This window comes from Escherichia sp. TW14182 (assembly GCF_000208525.1).
GTDB classification, from domain to species: domain Bacteria; phylum Pseudomonadota; class Gammaproteobacteria; order Enterobacterales; family Enterobacteriaceae; genus Escherichia; species Escherichia ruysiae.
The window spans coordinates 1-721 of record NZ_AEJZ01000380.1; the positions used below are offsets into that span (position 1 = coordinate 1).

At 51.5% G+C, this 721-nt stretch carries 1 protein-coding gene; it reads right to left on the reverse strand.

The window, feature by feature from the left end:
- Nucleotides 1-721: type IV secretion system DNA-binding domain-containing protein (locus EQY_RS0122070; protein ID WP_000663621.1), on the reverse strand; the 721-nt coding region annotated here is incomplete at both ends.

The window sequence follows — 721 nt, forward strand, 5'->3', positions numbered from 1 at the left end:
CTTTTCCACCTTCTCTTCCACCAGGTTACTTGCCTCCGTACCTGCCAGGTAGTCGCGCAGAGCCTTCAGGTCAATGGCAAGCAGCGTGCGCAACAACGCGTTGTAGGAGTGGATACCTTTCTTTTTCTGACGATATGACACTGCAGAAAAAATGGTACGGGCAGAACTCTGCCAGAAGGGGTCTTCTTTTGCCCCCATCGGAATCAGCGTGCTTGCAGCACTGTCAAAATCCGGAATGGACTCAAACTCACGGAACATATCCCAGTACGCACAGCGGCGATCAAGCGCATTAAGCAGGGTGTCATCCCGTTCATTAAAGTGTTTTTTAATCAGGGAACAGCCTTTATCGTAAATAATGGCCATATCACCGCGTGCCCGGATTTGCTTCAACAGCTTGTTGATAGTGTTGGACTTACCTGATCCCGGCGTGCCGTACATCATCAGATACTGCACTTCGCCATTTAATATCAGCGGAAGCTGATCGATACAGATGGAAGAAGCCTGCCCACGGCGATGCATCTCCCGCGCCACCGCTTTCACATCATCAGTCAGCTCACGCCCCCCCATGCGCTCATCCTGAGCCTGTTTTTCCCCCAGACGACGCAGAAAACGGAAAATCAGAAAGGCCAGCACGCCAACAGCTACAGAGGCCCAGAACAAAGCCAGATACAGCTCCTGGAGAAACATATTTCCGGCCCAGACCATATAATCGTCTTTCAGG